The sequence below is a fragment of the Streptomyces sp. NPDC002690 genome, assembly GCF_053592415.1.
On sequence record NZ_JBSFVR010000690.1, the window covers coordinates 1 to 1,674 of the forward strand.

General features: G+C 73.9%; 1 protein-coding gene. It reads left to right on the plus strand.

The genetic code is table 11. The annotated features are described in order from the left end of the window. Positions 1 to 192: 192 nt before the first annotated feature. On the plus strand, positions 193 to 1,626 hold the full coding sequence (locus tag ACWD3D_RS36755) for a DUF2252 domain-containing protein (protein WP_451464979.1): 1,434 nt from the start codon (positions 193 to 195) through the stop codon (positions 1,624 to 1,626). The last annotated feature ends 48 nt before the right edge of the window (positions 1,627 to 1,674 follow it).

Genomic DNA, 1,674 nt, shown 5'->3' on the forward strand with positions numbered 1-1,674 from the left:
CCGGGCACGGCTGACCGCGCCCGCCCCGGCCCCTCGAACCGGCCCGCGGGCCCGTGTCTCGGACGTGCCGGACCGGGCGGCGCCGGGGATCATCGAAGGGGCGGCCCGGCACCACCGCACGCCCCCTCTCGTCAGCGTGACGTGCCCGGCGCGTCACGCGCACCACGCCTCGGGGAAGTCAGGAGAGCCGTCATGCCCCAGGACCGCCGTCCCGAGTCTCGCGCCACGCCACGCGCCACCCCCGCCGAACGGGCGGCAGCGGGCAAGGCCGCACGCCGGAGGGTCCCGCGGTCGGCCCACGCGGAGTTCGATCCCTCCGCGCGCCGGTTCGACCCGCTGACCCTCCTGGAAACGCAGTCCGCGGCGCGCGTGCCCGAGCTGGTTCCCCTCCGGTACGGCAGGATGACCGAATCGCCGTTCCGCTTCTACCGGGGCGCCGCCGGGATCATGGCGGCGGACCTGGCCGGCACGCCGGTCTCCGGGATCACGGCGCAGCTGTGCGGGGACGCGCACCTGCTGAACTTCCGTCTGCTGGCCTCGCCGGAGCGCAATCTGCTCTTCGACATCAACGACTTCGACGAGACGCTGCCCGGCCCCTGGGAATGGGACGTGAAACGCCTCGCTGCCAGCCTCGTCATCGCCGCGCGGGCGAACGGCTTCCCGGACCGTGAGCGCGCGCGCATCGTGCGGGCGTCGGTGCGGTCGTACCGGGAGTCGATGGCCCAGTACGCCCGCATGGGCAATCTGGAGGTCTGGTACGCGCGGATCGACGAGGCGCGGCTGCGGGCCGTAGCGGCGGTGCAACTCGCCGAGCGTGGGCGCAAGAACCTCGACCGCGCCCTGCTGAAGGCCCGTACCCGGGACAGCCGGCAGGTTCTCGGGAAGCTCACCGAGTGGTCGGGCGGCCGGCGTCGGATCATGTCGGACCCGCCCCTGGTGGTACCGCTCAGCGAGCTGGTGCCGGACGCGGAGCGCATCGGGACCGAGGAGCGGTTCCGGGGCCTGCTGCGGCGGTATGCCCGCAGCCTCCCGTCGGACCGCCGGGCGCTGGTCTCCGGCTTCCGGCTGGCGGACGTGGCGCGCAAGGTGGTCGGTGTGGGAAGCGTCGGTACGCGCTGCTGGGTCCTGCTCCTGCTCGGCCGGGACGACGACGATCCGCTCTTCCTGCAGGCCAAGGAGGCCGACACCTCGGTCCTCGCCGACCACGTCGGTACGAGCCGCTACCGCAACCAGGGCGAACGCGTCGTGGCGGGGCAACGTCTGATGCAGGCGACGAGCGACATCTTCCTCGGCTGGGAGCGGGCGGAGGGGTTCGACGGCAAGCGCCGCGACTTCTACATCCGTCAGTTGCGCGACTGGAAGGGGATCGCCGAGCCGGAGCGGATGGTGCCGCGGGGGCTGACGCTGTTCGGAGAGGTCTGCGGGGCGACCCTGGCCCGGGCGCACGCCAGGTCGGGCGACCGGATCGCCATCGCGGGGTACCTGGGCAAGGGCGATGCCTTCGACCGGGCCCTCGGCGTGTTCGCGGAGGCGTACGCGGACCGCAACGAGCGGGACCACGAGGCGCTCGTCGCGGCGGTCCGCGCGGGGCGACTGCCCGCCGCGGACCCTTCGGGGACCCGGTGAGTACCCGGTGTTCCGGTCCGCCCCGGAACACGGGTGCGCCCCGGCAGG

What these genes read in the sequence shown, in the direction of transcription:
- ACWD3D_RS36755 (WP_451464979.1), top strand. Translation starts at nt 193, where the DNA reads ATGCCCCAGGACCGCCGTCCCGAGTCTCGCGCCACGCCACGCGCCACC.